Source organism: Rhodopseudomonas pseudopalustris, from assembly GCF_900110435.1.
Lineage (GTDB): Bacteria > Pseudomonadota > Alphaproteobacteria > Rhizobiales > Xanthobacteraceae > Rhodopseudomonas > Rhodopseudomonas pseudopalustris.
In genome coordinates this window covers 348,786-363,760 of the sequence record NZ_FODT01000001.1, presented here as the reverse complement: position 1 = coordinate 363,760, position 14,975 = coordinate 348,786, and the positions used below count along the sequence as shown (strand labels likewise).

At 65.3% G+C, this 14,975-nt stretch carries 14 protein-coding genes and 1 riboswitch; of the genes, 5 read left to right on the top strand and 9 right to left on the bottom strand.

The genetic code is table 11. From position 1 onward, the window contains the following. Window positions 1-55: 55 nt before the first annotated feature. The 3 genes from BMY71_RS01750 to BMY71_RS01740 form a co-directional block, all read right to left on the bottom strand. Complete coding sequence (locus BMY71_RS01750) at window positions 56-277, bottom strand: hypothetical protein (protein ID WP_092681299.1); 222 nt, start codon at window positions 275-277, stop codon at window positions 56-58. Window positions 278-395: 118 nt separating this feature from the next. Beyond that, window positions 396-698, bottom strand: a complete 303-nt coding sequence (locus BMY71_RS01745) for a hypothetical protein (RefSeq protein WP_041805514.1) — start codon at window positions 696-698, stop codon at window positions 396-398. A 117-nt stretch (window positions 699-815) separates the two neighbouring features. After that, on the bottom strand, window positions 816-2,930 hold the full coding sequence (locus BMY71_RS01740) for a TonB-dependent receptor (protein ID WP_092681297.1): 2,115 nt from the start codon (window positions 2,928-2,930) through the stop codon (window positions 816-818). Between the two features lie 110 nt (window positions 2,931-3,040). Then, a riboswitch (cobalamin riboswitch) is annotated at window positions 3,041-3,244 on the bottom strand. A gap of 133 nt (window positions 3,245-3,377) precedes the next feature. Between BMY71_RS01740 and BMY71_RS01735 the strand changes: the two genes are divergently transcribed. From BMY71_RS01735 to BMY71_RS01725, 3 genes are all read left to right on the top strand, one after another. Then, window positions 3,378-4,061 (top strand): DUF938 domain-containing protein, encoded by a 684-nt coding sequence (locus BMY71_RS01735; protein ID WP_092681295.1) that lies wholly within the window; start codon window positions 3,378-3,380, stop codon window positions 4,059-4,061. Window positions 4,062-4,178: 117 nt separating this feature from the next. Beyond that, window positions 4,179-5,399 (top strand): MFS transporter, encoded by a 1,221-nt coding sequence (locus BMY71_RS01730; protein WP_092681293.1) that lies wholly within the window; start codon window positions 4,179-4,181, stop codon window positions 5,397-5,399. Between the two features lie 105 nt (window positions 5,400-5,504). Next, entirely contained in the window at window positions 5,505-6,722 is a 1,218-nt protein-coding gene (locus BMY71_RS01725) for an MFS transporter (protein ID WP_092681291.1), read from the top strand. A 158-nt stretch (window positions 6,723-6,880) separates the two neighbouring features. Here BMY71_RS01725 and BMY71_RS01720 read toward each other — a convergent pair whose 3' ends face one another. Continuing rightward, window positions 6,881-7,426, bottom strand: a complete 546-nt coding sequence (locus tag BMY71_RS01720; protein WP_092681703.1) for a carboxymuconolactone decarboxylase family protein — start codon at window positions 7,424-7,426, stop codon at window positions 6,881-6,883. Between the two features lie 176 nt (window positions 7,427-7,602). Here BMY71_RS01720 and BMY71_RS01715 point away from each other — a divergent pair, with 176 nt between their 5' ends. Next, window positions 7,603-8,799 (top strand): acyl-CoA dehydrogenase family protein, encoded by a 1,197-nt coding sequence (locus tag BMY71_RS01715; RefSeq protein WP_092681289.1) that lies wholly within the window; start codon window positions 7,603-7,605, stop codon window positions 8,797-8,799. 162 nt (window positions 8,800-8,961) lie between these two features. After that, on the top strand, window positions 8,962-10,101 hold the full coding sequence (locus BMY71_RS01710; protein WP_092681287.1) for an acyl-CoA dehydrogenase family protein: 1,140 nt from the start codon (window positions 8,962-8,964) through the stop codon (window positions 10,099-10,101). 291 nt (window positions 10,102-10,392) lie between these two features. Here BMY71_RS01710 and BMY71_RS01705 read toward each other — a convergent pair whose 3' ends face one another. The 5 genes from BMY71_RS01705 to BMY71_RS01685 form a co-directional block, all read right to left on the bottom strand. Beyond that, the gene (locus BMY71_RS01705) at window positions 10,393-11,418 is read right to left on the bottom strand and encodes an amino acid ABC transporter substrate-binding protein (protein ID WP_092681285.1); all 1,026 of its coding nucleotides are present in this window, start codon (window positions 11,416-11,418) and stop codon (window positions 10,393-10,395) included. Between the two features lie 71 nt (window positions 11,419-11,489). After that, window positions 11,490-12,083: a L,D-transpeptidase gene (locus tag BMY71_RS01700; protein WP_011504758.1), complete on the bottom strand. Its 594-nt coding sequence runs from the start codon at window positions 12,081-12,083 to the stop codon at window positions 11,490-11,492. 42 nt (window positions 12,084-12,125) lie between these two features. Further along, on the bottom strand, window positions 12,126-12,254 hold the full coding sequence (locus BMY71_RS01695) for a DUF2474 domain-containing protein (RefSeq protein ID WP_092681283.1): 129 nt from the start codon (window positions 12,252-12,254) through the stop codon (window positions 12,126-12,128). Beyond that, on the bottom strand, window positions 12,254-13,258 hold the full coding sequence (gene cydB / locus BMY71_RS01690; RefSeq protein WP_011504756.1) for a cytochrome d ubiquinol oxidase subunit II: 1,005 nt from the start codon (window positions 13,256-13,258) through the stop codon (window positions 12,254-12,256). Before cydB ends, BMY71_RS01695 begins: the two co-directional genes overlap by 1 nt. 2 nt (window positions 13,259-13,260) lie before the next feature. Then, complete coding sequence (locus tag BMY71_RS01685) at window positions 13,261-14,667, bottom strand: cytochrome ubiquinol oxidase subunit I (protein WP_092681702.1); 1,407 nt, start codon at window positions 14,665-14,667, stop codon at window positions 13,261-13,263. Window positions 14,668-14,975: the final 308 nt, after the last annotated feature.

Below are 14,975 nucleotides of genomic sequence, written 5' to 3'. Positions count from 1 at the left end.
GATCCGCGAAGGGAGTCATTCGTCCGCCGACGTGCGGGAACGCGTCGCCTTGCGATCAAAGGTCGCGCTGCTCGTCGTCGCGATCGCGTTCCGGCGCGGCGATGTCGCCGCTGTCGTAAAGGTCGTCGACCGGCAGCAGCATGGGCGGCGGCTTGGTTTTGCCGTGGTCCTCGTCCTTGCTGCGGTCCTTCTTCATTATGCTGAGCCAGCCGGCCATCGCATCACATCCCATCAGAGCAGGCCCGGAAAGCGCCGTGGCGCGCTCCGGCTCCAGCATTGATCTCGCCTCGGCACGACTGCCGATCTGGAAAGATGCAGTTTAGCCCAGGATGAGACGGTTCATGGCAGCGTTTTGGACAGAGCAGCCTGGCGCGACGCGCCCGGCTCAGCAGGCGTCAGGTGCGGCGGCCGCCGTTTTGCTGCTCGGCCAGCCATTCCGACAGCGGACGCGGCTTGTCGTCGACCTTTCGGGTCGTCGTCGTCTTTCCGCCGGCAGTTTTGGCGCGCTTGGCCCTGGTCGGCGTCGCGCGCTGCGGTTCGGCGGCTTCGCGGGCAAGCCTCATCGCCCGAAGCCGCGCCATATTGTCGAGCGCCGCTTTGGACGCAGCTTCGCGCTCAGCCCTTACGCTGTCGGTTTCTTGCGCGCCTGCGGCATTGCCGGTGTGCGCGGCGGTGCGGTGATGATCGTCGTTCTTCATTATTCCAGTCGTCGATTGGGTCCTGTGGGGAGGAGCGGGGTGTAGCATGAAAATGGCCCCGGAACAGCCTTTGCTGCCGGGGCCTGTCATGCACGATGTGATGAAGCGTGAGGTCCGTCAGAACGTCACACCGGCCTTGACGAGATATGTCCGGCCAGGAAGCGGATAGGCGCCGTAGCGGCCGGGCGTGAAGCTGCTCGCCACCGCGTAGTCGTAATACTGCGCGTTGAACAGGTTGATCACGCTGAGCGACCAGAAGAAATGGTCGAGTTCGCCGCTCAGCTTGATGTCGACGGTGGCGTTGGCCGGGATCTTCGTCTGCCTGTTGCTGTTGTCGCTGTCCATAAAGCGATTGCTCCAGGCGCGGGCGGTCGCGTCGAACACGACGTATTTCTGCCAGACGTTCCAGGTCACGCCGGCGTTCGCCGTATAGCGCGACACCAGCGGAACGTCGTTGCCCTCGAACGGTCCTTCGCGGAACGTCGCGCGGGTATAGGCGCCGCCGCCGCGCAGCAGCAGCGTGTCGCTGATGCGGAGCGAGGCGCTGGTCTCGCCGCCATAGCGCCGGGTCGGGTCGAGATTGGTGTTGTAGAAATTCACCGGATCGTAGCGGATCTCGTTGGTCAGGTTCATATTGTAGGCGCTGGTCTGCATCTCGAACGGGCCCGACTTGACGCGGAAGCCGCCCTCGAAGTCGACCGAGGTCTGGGTCTTCAGGTTGAAGGTGCCCGGAATCGCATTGAAGAACGGGTCGTAGGACGGTCCCGACGCCACGCGCTCGTCGACATTCGGCGTGCGGAATGCGCGTGCGGCGCGTGCGAACACACTGAACACGTCGTTAAAGCGATGCTCGAGCCCGACATGCAGCGCGTGCTGGGTCTCGGTGCTGCTGAGCGGCAACGCCTGGGCGTCGCCGAAATAGCCCGGCGCCGCCGGGTTGAGACGATCGGTCGCCTCGATTTTGACGCCCTGCAGCCGGCCGCCATACGAAAAGTCCGTGGTCGGCAGGAGGCCGACGGTCTGCTGCCAGTAACCGGCCATCGTCTTCTGCGACAGATTATAGACGTGGACTGGCGGCGTGCTGCGATACTGGCCGCGGTCGGAATCGTAGGTCGCGTCATAATAGTCGAGGCCGGTCAGGATTTTCGACGGCAGTCCGAACATCGAATTCTTGATGCTCAGCCGCGGCGTGATCGACCAGGTCTGCAGATGCGCGTCGAATGAACTGGCGTTGAAGCTCGACAGCGGCACGTCGCCGAAATATCCCGCCTGCTGGCGCTTATCGCGGACGCCGCCGTCGACGATCAGTTCGGCGCCGTCCCACAGCGATTTGGTGAAGCCGGCGGTGACATTGACGCCCTGCTTGTCGGCATAGTTGAACGGCGTATTGGTGCCGCGGCGGTCGGTCTGGAGTTGGTTGACGCCGATCGAAGGGTCGACGATCCGGGAACCCGGCAGGCCGAGGTGCTGGTTGTCGCCCGAGATGTTGAGGAACGCGCTGAGATCCGGCGTGGAATAGCGCAGCTCACCGAGCGCGTTGTTCTGCTCCAGCGCATTGTTGGCGCGATAGCCGTCGGAACGCACGCCGTTGGCGAACGCCGAGGTCGACCACGGGCCGGAATTATACGCCGCCGACACGGCGGCCAGCCGCTGGTTGAACGAGCCGAAGCCGCCTTCGACGCGGAACGTCGCGGGTGGGCCGCCGGCGCCGGTCTTGGTGACGATGTTGATGACGCCGCCGACCGCATTGTCGCCATACAGCACCGCGCCGCTGCCGCCGCGCGTGATCTCGATGCGCTCGATCGATTGCAGCGGAATGCTCGACAGGTCGACGCCCTGCAAATCGAGGTCGTTGAGGCGGCGACCGTTGACCAGGAACAGCGTGTTCGAGGTCGCGGTGGCGCCGAAGCCGCGCAGATCGATCGACGAGCCGGTGCCGTTGACGCCGCCATACAGTGACGTGCTCTGCACGCCGGACGTCTGCGCGATCACGTCCTGAACGGTTTGCGCCGGCGAATGTGCGATGTCGTCGGCGGTGATCACCGTGGTCGAGGCGCCGACGATGCCCTGATACAGACGGCTGGCGGTGACGTTGATGGTCGGCAGCGCATTGTTTTGAGCCAAAGCGGGCGCAGCAGTCGCGAGCAGGCTCGACGCTAGAATGGTGGACGACAGCAATGCGCGCGACAGCGCGGACGGATGCCGTTGAGCGGCATCGGAAGGGGACGGCATGATTCGGCCTCGGTCGGACGTCAGTGGCACGTCACAGCGAACGAGGTTTCACCGTCATGCTTGCGCAGCCGATGAGCCCAATGCCTGCAATTCCCGACCGGCATCTTCGCGTGTGACCACGAATGACGGCAGGTCTCCTGGCTCGCGGGTGTTAGCTTTCGTCGCCTTCCCAGGACCGAGTTTCCCAGTGGCATTCCGACGAAAGTCGAACCGCTTACAGTTGCGGGAACAGCTGCGGCATTGGTCCTCCGAAGAGGTCCGCACCGCATTCCCTTTTGATCCCCGGAAGGGGAACCGTCACAATCATCTAGATGGATCGGATCAGGCAAAGTCAATTCGCACTTGGCGGCGAACAGGTGCGGTCGCAGCGCCACGGCGCTGGATTGCGTCGCGATGTGGCTTGAGAGTAACAACACGCTTGAGCCAGCTCAAAAAGGCGCGGTGCGGATGACGGAATATGTGGTCGAGTTCGGCAAGGATGGCCGGCCGTTGGAGCCTGATGGCCGGCTCGACGCCGCCGCGTTTCACCGCAATCAGCAGGCGATTCGCGACGTGCTCGGCCGGCTGTTGCGCGGAACGACGGGGGACGTGCTGGAGGCTGGTAGCGGCACCGGCCAGCACGTGATCGCGTTCGCCCGCCAGCACCCCGAGATCGTCTGGTGGCCGGGCGACCTTCATCCGCAGCATCTGCTCAGCATTGCCGCCTGGCGTGCTTATGCGGGGCTCGGCAATGTGCGGCCCCCGCTGCGGATCGATCTGTCTGATCCCGTGTGGTGCGCCGAGATGACCGACGGTCGCGGGCCCGGTCCGCTGGCCGCGGTGTTTTGCGCCAATGTCGTGCACATCGCGCCGTGGCCGGTCGCGGAGGGACTGTTCGCCGGCAGCGCGCGCTATCTGCGGCCGGACGGGCGGTTGATTCTCTACGGGCCGTTCAAGCGCGACGGCCGCCACACCGCGGACAGCAATGCGGTGTTCGACACCAGCCTGCGGTCCGCCAATGCGGAGTGGGGCGTGCGCGATGTCTCTGAATTGGAGCAACTCGCGACGGGGCTCGGGCTGGTTCTGCGCGAGACCGTCGAGATGCCGGCCAACAATCTGATCCTGTGCTTCTCCCGCGGCGGCGAAAGCTGAGGGCCCCGCATAGCTTGGCTTCGCCGGCGATGGTTGATCGCAGGCTGGTGCGGCTTATGATGCGGCCCGATCAGGCGGCCCGGCCGCATATGAACCGGGCGAGGGGCGGAACGGCCAATGGTTGATGCGACCGCGATCGACGGTTCAGCGGACGATGCGCGCGCGCGGTCGAACGTGGTGCGACTCGCGGCGGCGCAGGCGCTGACCGGCGCCAATGCCGCGGTGATCTTCGCCACCGGCTCGATCATCGGCGCGCAGCTCGCGCCGGATCTGTCGCTCGCGACCGTGCCGATCTCGATGTATGTGGTCGGCCTCGCTGCCGGCACGCTGCCGACCGGCGCGATCGCGCGCCGCTACGGCCGCCGCGCCTCCTTCATGATCGGCGCCGGCTGCGGCGCGTTCACCGGCCTGCTCGGCGCGCTGGCGATCCTGTACGGCTCGTTCGAGCTGTTCTGCGTCGCCACGTTCCTCGGCGGGCTTTACGGCGCGGTGTCGCAATCCTATCGCTTCGCAGCCGCCGATGGCGCGAGCGTCGCGTATCGCCCGAAGGCGGTGTCCTGGGTGATGGCCGGCGGCGTGTTCGCCGGCGTGCTCGGTCCGCAGCTGGTGCAGTGGACCATGGACGTCTGGCCGCCTTATTTGTTCGCCTTCAGCTATCTGGTGCAGGCCGCGGTCGCGTTGATCGCGATGGCGGTGCTGTGGAGCGTCGATGCGCCGAAGCCGCAGCCGGCCGACTTCGCCGGCGGCCGGCCGCTGCTCGAAATCGTGCGGCAGCCGCGCTTCATCGCCGCGGCGATGTGCGGCGCGATCGCCTATCCGATGATGAATCTGGTGATGACCTCGGCGCCGCTGGCGATGCAGATGTGCGGACTCCCGCTCAGCGATTCCAATTTCGGCCTGCAATGGCACATCGTCGCGATGTACGCGCCGAGCTTCTTCACCGGCTCGCTGATCGTGCGGTTCGGTGCGCCGCGGGTGGTCGCGTTCGGGCTCGTGCTCGAGGCGCTGGGCGCTGCGATCGGCCTGACCGGGATCACCGCGCCGCACTTCTGGGCAACGCTGTTCGTGATCGGGGTCGGCTGGAATTTTGCGTTCGTCGGCGCCTCGGCGCTGGTGCTGGAGACGCACATGCCGAACGAGAAGAACAAGGTGCAGGCGTTCAACGATTTCGTGGTGTTCGGGATGATGGCGCTGGGGTCGTTCTTGTCCGGCCAGTTGCTGGCGAACTACGGCTGGGCGACCGTCAACATGACGGTGTTCCCGCCGGTGCTGCTGGGCCTCGTGGTGCTCGCGATCACCGGCTGGTCCAGAAAACGGGTGGCGGCGCCGCGTCGGTGATGCCAGATCGCGGCACCTGACCGCGGCGACAGAACGAGACCGGCCGTCAACGCCGGCGAGGGAGAGTGTAATGCCGTCGCGCACGACCAAGGCCGATCGCCGCTGATGGCAGCCATCCCGCCGGATGACGAGACCTCGATCCGCTATAGCGGCTGGCGCATCGTTGCGGTGTGCTTTGCGGTCGCAACCTTCGGCTGGGCTTTCGGGTTCTATGGCCAGAGCGTCTATCTCGCCGAGCTCACGCGCCTGCATGGCTGGCCGTCGTCGCTGATCGCCACCGCGACGACTTTCTTCTATCTCGGCGGCGCGCTGCTGGTCGCCTTTGTGGGCGACGCGATCCGGGTGATCGGCGCGCGCGCGTGTCTGCTCGGCGGCATCGCCGCGATGGCGCTCGGCACCGCGCTGCTCGGCCGGATCGATGCGCTGTGGCAGCTTTATGCCGTCTACGTGCTGCTCGCGATCGGCTGGGCCGGCACCAGTCTCGGCGCGGTCACCAGCACGCTCGGCCTGTGGTTCGACCAGCGCCGTGGCATGGCGATCAGCCTGGCGTTGAACGGCGCGAGTTTCGGGGGCATTGCCGGCGTGCCGCTGTTGGTGGCGGCGATCGAACATCTCGGTTTCGCCGGCGCCACGCTCGCGGCGGCGGTCGTGTCCGTCGTCGTGCTGATGCCGATCGTGGCGATCTTCGTCGGGCGTCCGCCGCAGCGCGCCGCTGCTCACGCTGCCGGGCCGGGTGCGGTGCAGGCGTTGTCGTCGGGCGCGATCCGCCGGCATGCGTTCCGCGACACCGCCTTCCTCACCGTCACGATCGCCTTCGCGCTGGTGCTGTTCGCGCAGGTCGGGTTCATCGTGCACCTGATCGCCTATCTCGATCCGCTGGTCGGCCGCGAGCGCGCCGCGGTCGCGGTGTCCTTGCTGACGACGATGGCGGTGGTCGGCCGCGTGTCGCTGTCGACCGTGATCGATCGCCTCGACCAGCGGCTGGTCTCGGCGATCTCGTTTGCGAGCCAGGCGGCGGCGCTGGCGATCGTGATCCTGTCGCGCGACGCCACGCTGCTGCTGGTCGCTTGCGCGCTGTTCGGCTTCTCGGTCGGCAATCTGATCACGCTGCCGGCGCTGATCGTGCAGCGCGAATTCGCTCCCGGCTCGTTCGGCGTGCTGGTCAGCCTCAACACCGCGATCAATCAGGTGACCTACGCGTTCGGCCCGGGGGTGGTCGGCCTCCTCCGCGACGCTTCCGGCAGCTACACGGCGCCGTTCCTCGGCTGCATCGCGCTACAACTGATCGCCGCCATGCTGGTGATGGTGCGGGGGCGGAGCTAGAGCTTTTCCGGTTCTGACAGAATCAGAACCGGAGCTCTGACTTTCTGTTCTGACGCGTTTTCTTCACGCGAACCGGTTTCCACTTCGCTCGAAAACGCTCTAATGACGAATGTGAGGAGTTTGACGAGTCCTGGCCGCAGGAGTTCGTTCGTCGCGTCCTACACCAACTCCGACACCTCGCCGCCCGGCAGCGGAAATTCATAGGCATTCAGCGTCATCGACACCATCGTGTAGTAGCCGCACAGGCCGATCACTTCGACCAGGCCGCGTTCGCCGAGCAGCCGCGTCGCCTCGTCGTAGAGCGGCTGCGACAGCCCCTTCGCCTCGTGCAGCGATTTGGCGACGTCGTAGATCACGCGCGCTTTCGGGTCCTCAAAGCTCGGCGTTCGCCGGTTCTTGATGTCCTCGATGATCGCAGGATCGAGCCCGCCGTCGAGCGCCATCTTCTTGTGTGCGTACCATTCGAAATGCGCGGTCCAGTGTCGCGCGGTGACCAGGATAGCCAGTTCCGACAGCGCCGGCGTCAGCATGGTGTCGTAGCGCAGGAAGGCGCCGAGCCTTGTGGCGTGCCGCGCCATCTCCGGGCTCGCGAGCCAGGCCATCATCGGCGGCGGCGGACTGCCGCGCTTCGAGGCGATCGACTCGTCATAGGTCGCCCGCTGGTCGTCGCTCATCTGGTCGGGCGAAAGCAGTTTCAGGCGCATCCTCATTTCCTCTGCTTTGTCGCGGATTGCGTCGCGCCGACGATCGAAGACGCTTTAGCAGATCCGCGCAAGATCGACCCACGACAACACGGATATTGAAATTCGTCACCCGGCGGCTAAGGTCCCGGCCAACAAATTCAACGCGGGCCCGAATCCCGCATGACGGATGGAAGCCCATGACCGATCTCGAGACCGATCTCGATCAATTCCGCAGCGGCACCCGCGCCTGGCTCGAGGCCAATTGCCCGGCCGAGATGCGCAAGCCGATGCAGGGCGACGAGGACAATTTCTGGGGCGGCCGCAATGCCAAATTCGCCTCCGAAGCCCAGAAGGTCTGGTTCGAGCGGATGCGCGACAAGGGCTGGACCGTGCCGGATTGGCCGACGCAATATGGCGGCGGCGGACTCGATCCGGCGCAGGCGAAGGTGCTGCGCGAGGAGATGGCCGCAATCGGCGCGCGCTCGCCGCTGTCGTCCTTCGGGATCTGGATGCTCGGGCCGGCGCTGTTGAAATACGGCAACGAGCAGCAGAAGGCCGAGTATCTGCCGAAAATTGCGCGCGGCGAAATCCGCTGGTGCCAGGGCTATTCCGAGCCGAACGCCGGCTCCGATCTCGCCTCGCTGCAGACCCGCGCGACCAGCGACGGCGACGACTTCATCATCAACGGCTCGAAGATCTGGACCTCCTACGCCAACTACGCGGACTGGATCTTCTGCCTGGTGCGGACCGACGCCACGGCGAAGAAGCACGACGGCATCAGCTTCATCCTGTTCGACATGACGTCGCCCGGCGTATCGACCAAGCCGATCCTGCTGATCTCCGGCAAGTCGCCGTTCTGCGAGACCTTCTTCGACAACGTCCGGGTGCCGAAGTCGCACGTCGTCGGCACCGTCAACCGCGGCTGGGACGTCGCCAAATATCTGCTGCAGCACGAGCGGGCGATGATCTCCGGCATGGGCGGGCGCGACGGCGGCCGGCCGCTCGGCCAGGTCGCGGCGGGTTCGCTCGGCATCGATGACCAGGGCCGGCTCGACGATCCGATCCTGCGCGGCCAGATCGCGTCGTTCGATGTCGATGAAGCGGCGCTCGCCTGCGCCGCGGAGCGCGCGGTCGATCTGGCGAAAGCCGGGCAGTTACATCCGGCGTTCTCCTCGGCGATGAAGTATTACGGCACCGAGTTGAACAAGCGCCGCCACGAAATCCTGATGTCTGCCGGCGGCATCGACGCGCTGGAGTGGGAGAGCGAGCGCAGCCACGAAGGCGCCCGCGCCCGTGCCTGGCTTCGTACCAAGGCCAATTCGATCGAAGGTGGCACCAGCGAAGTCATGCTCGGCATCGTCGCCAAGCGCATCCTGGATCTGCCGGGGGCGTAAGTACACCCTCTCCACGTCATTCCGGGCGCGAGCGTAGCTCGCGAAACCGGAATCCATCACCACCGCCGTGAGTATGGATTCCGGGTCTGCGCCCCGAGGGGCGCATCCCGGAATGACGAACGCAAAGTTCATCGCTCTTCATCTCATTCGGAAACCCATCCCATGGCTCTCGTCCTCACCGAAGAACAAAACATGCTGCGCGACTCGGCGCGCGGGCTGATCGCCGACAAGGCGCCGATCGCGCATCTGCGCAAACTGCGCGACGAGCGCGACGCCACCGGGTTTTCCCGCGATGTGTGGAAGAGCTTCGCCGAGATGGGTTTCGCCGGCCTGCTGGCGCCGGAAGAATTCGGCGGCTCCGGGCTCGGCTGCGTCGAGGCCGGCGTGGTGATGGAGGAAATCGGCCGTAATTTGACGCCGTCGCCGTTTCTCGCGACCAGCGTGCTCGCAGCCTCGGCGCTCAACCGCGGCGGCTCGGCCGCGCAGAAGAAAGCCTATCTGCCGAAGATCGCCGACGGCTCTCTGATCGCGACGCTCGCGGTCGATGAAGGCGCCAAGCACCGGCCGCTGAAGACCGCACTGGTCGCGGCGCGCGCCGGCAATGGTTTCAAACTCAACGGCAACAAGGCGATGGTGATCGACGGCCATGTCGCCGATCTGGTGATTGTCGCTGCGCGCAGCGCCGGCAAACCCGGCGATGCCTCCGGCCTGACGCTGTTCCTGGTCGATCCGAAGGCCAAGGGCGTCTCGATCGAACGCACTATGATGGTCGACGCGCACAATTCCGCACGGATCGGTTTCGACAATGTCGAGGTCGATGCCGACAGCGTGCTCGGCGAGGTCGATCACGGCGGGGCCCTGCTCGAGGGCGTGCTGAACTTCGGCCGCGCCGCGGTCGCGGCGGAAATGCTCGGCGTCGCCGAGGCAGCGTTCGGCCGCACCGTCACCTATCTGAAAGAGCGCAAACAGTTCGGAAAGCTGATCGGCGAATTCCAGGCGCTGCAGCATCGCGCCGCGCACCTCTACACCGAGATCGAGATCACGCGCGCTGCAGTGCTGAAGGCGCTGCAGGCGCTCGACTCCGATCCGGACCATGCCGGCGTCGCGGTCGCGGTCGCCAAGGCCAAGGCCGGCACGGTGACGACGCTCGCGGTGCAGGAGGGCGTGCAGATGCACGGCGGCATGGGCATGACCGACCAGTTCGATGTCGGCCTGTTCATGAAGCGCGCCCGCGTCTGCCAGGAGCTGTTCGGCGACGCCAACTACCACGCCGAAATGCTGGCGGAGTGGAAGAAGTATTGAGGGGCGGGGGCCACGGCGCCGCTTGCCTCGGCCGTCATTCTGGGTTCGCGCTCCGCGCGCCCCGGAATGACGACAAAGACTTTGTTAGTTGCCGCTGGCGTGTCCACAGCATGGGTCGTCATCCCCGCGAAAGCGGGAATCCCGTATCCCAGAGACTTGGTTGCTGATCGCCTGCGCTCTGGAATACTGGGTCGCCCGCTTTCGCGGGCGATGACGGCGGAGTGGGGGCGGCGCGTCAATACAGAAGCGACGCCGCAAAATGAATCAGTACAGTTGGAGCGCGTGACGCGCTTACCTGATCGGCGGCGCGTATTGAATGCCGCCGGCGTTCCAGAGCTGGTTCAGGCCGCGCGGGATGCCGAGCTTGCCGACATTGCGGTCGTAGATCTCGCCGTAATTGCCGACGTGGCGGATGATCCGCGCCGCCCAGTCTTTGGGCAGACCGAGTTCTTCGCCATAGGCGCCCTCGGTGCCGACCAGCCGCATCACGTCGGGTTTCTTGGACTTCAGCGCCTCGTCGATGTTGATCGAGGTGATGCCGAGCTCTTCCGCGTTGATCATCGCGTACAGCGTCCATTTCACGATCATCATCCAGTCGTCGTCGCGCTGGCGGACCACCGGCGCGAGCGGCTCCTTGGAGATCAGGTCCGGCAGGATGACGTGATCGCCCGGTTTGCCGAGCGTCTGCCGCAGCGCATAGAGCTGGGAGGCGTCGGCGGTGAAGGTGTCGCACTGGCCGTTCTTGTAGGCGCTCACCACCTCGTCGAGCTTGCCGAACTTGACCTCCTGATACTTCATGTTGTTGGTGCGGAAGAAGTCGGCGAGGTTGAGCAGCGTGGTGGTGCCTTCCTGGACGCAGACCTTGCTGCCGTCGAGTTCGAGCGCGGTCTCGACCTTGCGCGACGCCGGCGCCATGAAGCCTTGACCGTCGTAATAGGCGACCGCCGGGAAATAGAGTTCGTAACCGGTCTCGCGCGACATGCTCCAGGTCGAGTTGCGCGACAGGATGTCGACCTTGCGGCTCTGCAATTCCTTGAAGCGCTCGTTGGCGTCGAGCGGCACGAACTTGACCTTGTTCGGATCGTTGAAGATTGCAGCCGCCACAGCGCGACAGAAGTCGACGTCGAAGCCGCTCCAATTGCCCTTGTCGTCCGGCGTCGAGAAGCCGGGCAGGCCCTTGTTGACGCCGCACAGCACGGCGTCGCGCCGGATCGTGCGCTTCAGCGTCTTGGTGTCGTAGCGCTCATAGGTCACGGCGGCGGCGGCAATCACGGCGGCAAAGCCGAGGCCGATCAGCAGGCCCTTTCGAAATGACATCGAGAACGTCTTTCTGATTCAGATGACAATGAAGAAGCAGATCGGGAAAGAAACAGATCGGCGGGCTGCGCTCACAGCTCGGGGCGCTGCCGCACCACCACCTTGGTGCCGACCGGCACGCGGTCGTAGAGGTCGGCGACATCGGCGTTGACCAGCCGGAAACAGCCCGACGAGATCGCGGTGCCGATCGTATCCGGGCGGTTGGTGCCGTGGATGCGATACACTGTGGAGCCGAGATACATCGCGCGCGCGCCGAGCGGATTGCCCGGTCCGCCGGCCATGAAGCGCGGCAAATAAGGCTGGCGCTGGATCATCTCCGGCGGCGGCACCCAATCCGGCCATTCCGCCTTCCTGGCGATCTTCAACAGGCCCTGCCATTGGAAGCCTTCGCGGCCAACTCCGATACCGTAACGCAGTGCTCGATTATTGCCCTGGACAAGGTAGAGGTAGCGCTCGGAGGTCTGCACCACGATCGTGCCCGGCGGCTCGTTGCTGCGGAAGAACACCATCTGTTTGCGCAATTCCGGCGGCAGTTCGTAGTCGTCATTGGCGATCAGCCCGGGCTCGTCGCCGGGGTCGTGCTGCTGGGCATGGCTCGGTACGGCGGCGACCAGCAATGCCGCGGCGAAGGCGAGCCGACCGAACAGACCTGGAATCCCGAACATCGATAGCCTCCCGAGCCATACTGCGTCGGGCTGTGTACCATGTCAGCCCGGCGCGATCCACAACCGCAGCACCAGCGACAGCAGCGTGACCGCGCCGACGCCGACCAGCCAGAGCGCCACGAACCACAACAACCGCCGCGACAGCGGGCTGGAAGGTTCAGAATTGGGCATCAATGGTAGCCGCTCTCGGGGTCGACCTTGCCGCGAAACACCCAATAGGCCCACGCGGTGTAAATCAGGATGATCGGCACCAGGATCGCGACGCCGACCAGCATGAACAGCTGACTGCTCTCGGGGGCGGCGGCTTGCCAGATGCTGATGCTGCGCGGCACGACATAGGGCCACATGCTGATCCCGAGGCCCGCATAGGACAATGCGAACAGGCACAGCGTCAGCAGGAACGGCTGATAGTCCCGCCGCTGCGTTAGCGCCCGCAGCAGCAGGAAGGTGACGCCGGCGACGGCGATCGGCACCGGCGCGGTGGCGAGCACGTGCGGCCAGGCGAACCAGCGCTGCGAATAGTCGTAGCTGAGGAACGGCGTCGCCGCGCTGACGGCCACGATCGCGATCAGCATCGCGATCAGCAGCCAGCGGCTCAGGCGATAGGCCTCGTCGCGCAGTTCGCCGGTGGTCTTCATCACCAGCCAGGTGGCGCCGAGCAGCGCGTAGCCGACCACCAGCGCGACGCCGGTGAGCACGCTGAACGGGGTCAGCCAGTCCCACCAGCCGCCCGCATAGGCACGGCCCTCGACCTGCACGCCCTGCAGCAGCGCGCCGAGCGCGACGCCCTGCGCCAGGGTGGCGATCAACGAGCCGCCGAAAAAGGCGATGTCCCAGCGGTTGCGCTCGCGCAGCGTCCGCCAGCGGAATTCGAAGGCGACGCCGCGAAACACCAGCCCGAGCAGCATCGCGATGATCGGCGTGTAAAGCGCCGGCATCAGCACCGCATAGGCGAGCGGGAACGCCGCGAACAATCCGCCGCCGCCGAGCACCAGCCAGGTTTCGTTGCCGTCCCACACCGGGGCGACGCTGTTCATGATGACGTCACGGTCGCGCTTCGCCGGAAACAGCGGAAACAGGATGCCGAGGCCGAGGTCGAAGCCGTCCATCACCACATAGACGAACACCGCGAATGCGATGATGAAGGCCCAGATCGTTGCGAGATCGTATTCCATGATCAGCTGAACCTGCGGGTGGCGATCGCCGGGGCCGGCGTGATGCCGGCGGCGCGCGCGGGCGTTTCGCCGGGCGGACCTTGCTCGCCGTGATGCGGCGGATGCGCCATCAGTCGCAGGATATAGACCACGCCTGCGATGAACACGGCGAAATACACGATGATGAAGGCGATCAGCGACGACGCCACCGCGGGCGCGGCGAGCGGCGAGACCGAGTCGGTGGTGCGCAGCAATCCGAACACGGTGAAGGGCTGTCGCCCGGTTTCGGTGGTGACCCAGCCGGCCAGCACCGCGATGAAGCCCGCGGGGCCCATCATCAGCGCGAACAAGTGCGTCGGCCGCGAATCGTAGAGCCGCCCGCGCCAGCGCGTCCACAGGCTGAGGAGCCCCAGCGCCGCCATCAGCAGGCCGAGCCCGACCATGATCCGGAACGACCAGAAGGTGATCGGCACCGGCGGCCAGTTTTCGCGGGGCACGCTGTCGAGGCCGGCGAGCGGCGCGTCGAGCGAGTGCTTCAGGATCAGCGACGACAATTTCGGGATTTCCAGCGCATAGCGCACCACCGCGGCGTCCTGGTCCGGCAGGCCGAACAGAATGAATGGCGCGCCGTCGGGATGGCTCTGAAAGTGCCCTTCCATCGCCATCACCTTGGCCGGCTGGTGCTCCAGCGTGTTCAGGCCATGGACGTCGCCGGCGAAAATCTGGATCGGTGCGACGATCGTCAGCAACCACATCGCCATTGAGAACATCATCCGTGCGCCCGACTGCTGCGGGTTTTTCAGCAAATGATAGGCGCCGACCGCGCCGATCACCAGCGATGTGGTGAGGTAGGCCGCAAGCACCATATGGACGAGGCGATAGGGAAACGACGGGTTGAAGATCAGCGCCCACCAGTCGACTGGAATGAACTGCCCTTCCGCATTCACGGCGTGGCCGGCCGGTGTCTGCATCCAGGAATTGGCCGACAGGATCCAGAACGCCGACATCAGCGTTCCGATCGCCACCATCAGCGTCGCGACGAAATGCAACCGGGGCCCGACCCGCTTCAGGCCGAACAGCATCACGCCGAGAAAGCCCGCCTCGAGGAAGAATGCGGTGAGCACCTCATAGGCCATCAGCGGCCCGAGCACCGGTCCGGTCTTGTCGGAGAATACCGCCCAGTTGGTGCCGAATTGGTACGACATTACGATGCCGGACACGACGCCCATGCCGAAGGCGATGGCGAAGATCTTCAGCCAGTAATTGAACAGGTTGATGAAGACCTCGCGTCCGGTCCACAGCCACAGCGCCTCCAGCACCGCGAGGTAGCTGGCCAGCCCGATCGAGAACGCGGGGAAGATGATGTGAAACGAAACCGTGAAGGCGAATTGCACGCGCGCCAGAACAACCGGATCCAGCGATTCGAACATGTGATTGACCCCCGCGACCGTGATGAACGGACAACGCAAGGCTATCCGAATTGATCCTATCGCCGCGACAGGATGATGCCTAGCTGTTAGTCGATGACAAGACCGCGAAGCGCTTGGCCATTTTGTCCCAGTGGCGGTGTTCTGGTGAGCCTGATGGCCTGCGCAGGGGGCCGATCTTTATCGCCGCGCGCAAAACAGCAAAACCCGGACGGTGGGGCATACCGTCCGGGTCGCTGGAGGCCTGCGATGGTGCGAAGGCTTGGAGAAAATTCGCGTCGGTCGTTGTCCGGCGCCGATAAGATCAATCT

Bases quoted from the DNA above. Each gene is read 5' to 3' on its own strand.
- BMY71_RS01750 (WP_092681299.1), bottom strand. From the start codon at position 277: ATGCTGGAGCCGGAGCGCGCCACGGCGCTTTCCGGGCCTGCTCTGATG.
- BMY71_RS01745 (WP_041805514.1), bottom strand. From the start codon at position 698: ATGAAGAACGACGATCATCACCGCACCGCCGCGCACACCGGCAATGCC.
- BMY71_RS01740 (WP_092681297.1), bottom strand. From the start codon at position 2,930: ATGCCGTCCCCTTCCGATGCCGCTCAACGGCATCCGTCCGCGCTGTCG.
- BMY71_RS01735 (WP_092681295.1), top strand. From the start codon at position 3,378: ATGACGGAATATGTGGTCGAGTTCGGCAAGGATGGCCGGCCGTTGGAG.
- BMY71_RS01730 (WP_092681293.1), top strand. From the start codon at position 4,179: ATGGTTGATGCGACCGCGATCGACGGTTCAGCGGACGATGCGCGCGCG.
- BMY71_RS01725 (WP_092681291.1), top strand. From the start codon at position 5,505: ATGGCAGCCATCCCGCCGGATGACGAGACCTCGATCCGCTATAGCGGC.
- BMY71_RS01720 (WP_092681703.1), bottom strand. From the start codon at position 7,426: ATGCGCCTGAAACTGCTTTCGCCCGACCAGATGAGCGACGACCAGCGG.
- BMY71_RS01715 (WP_092681289.1), top strand. From the start codon at position 7,603: ATGACCGATCTCGAGACCGATCTCGATCAATTCCGCAGCGGCACCCGC.
- BMY71_RS01710 (WP_092681287.1), top strand. From the start codon at position 8,962: ATGGCTCTCGTCCTCACCGAAGAACAAAACATGCTGCGCGACTCGGCG.
- BMY71_RS01705 (WP_092681285.1), bottom strand. From the start codon at position 11,418: ATGTCATTTCGAAAGGGCCTGCTGATCGGCCTCGGCTTTGCCGCCGTG.
- BMY71_RS01700 (WP_011504758.1), bottom strand. From the start codon at position 12,083: ATGTTCGGGATTCCAGGTCTGTTCGGTCGGCTCGCCTTCGCCGCGGCA.
- BMY71_RS01695 (WP_092681283.1), bottom strand. From the start codon at position 12,254: ATGCCCAATTCTGAACCTTCCAGCCCGCTGTCGCGGCGGTTGTTGTGG.
- cydB (WP_011504756.1), bottom strand. From the start codon at position 13,258: ATGGAATACGATCTCGCAACGATCTGGGCCTTCATCATCGCATTCGCG.
- BMY71_RS01685 (WP_092681702.1), bottom strand. From the start codon at position 14,667: ATGTTCGAATCGCTGGATCCGGTTGTTCTGGCGCGCGTGCAATTCGCC.